At 53.3% G+C, this 302-nt stretch carries 1 rRNA gene; it reads left to right on the top strand.

Annotated features, from left to right (window positions below):
- A 16S ribosomal RNA gene (locus MZO41_RS16620) occupies positions 1-302 on the top strand; the annotation flags it as partial.

The following is a 302-nucleotide window of genomic DNA, read 5'->3' as shown; positions in this document are numbered from 1 at the left end:
ACATTTGAGTGAGTGGCGAACTGGTGAGTAACACGTGGGAAACCTGCCCAGAAGCGGGGGATAACACCTGGAAACAGATGCTAATACCGCATAACAACTTGGACCGCATGGTCCGAGCTTGAAAGATGGCTTCGGCTATCACTTTTGGATGGTCCCGCGGCGTATTAGCTAGATGGTGGGGTAATGGCTCACCATGGCAATGATACGTAGCCGACCTGAGAGGGTAATCGGCCACATTGGGACTGAGACACGGCCCAAACTCCTACGGGAGGCAGCAGTAGGGAATCTTCCACAATGGACGA

It is taken from the genome of Lactiplantibacillus sp. C232 (assembly GCF_023806725.1).
Lineage (GTDB): Bacteria > Bacillota > Bacilli > Lactobacillales > Lactobacillaceae > Lactiplantibacillus > Lactiplantibacillus plantarum.
The sequence above is the reverse complement of the archived record's forward strand: the minus strand, read 5'-3'. Positions and strand labels throughout refer to the sequence as shown.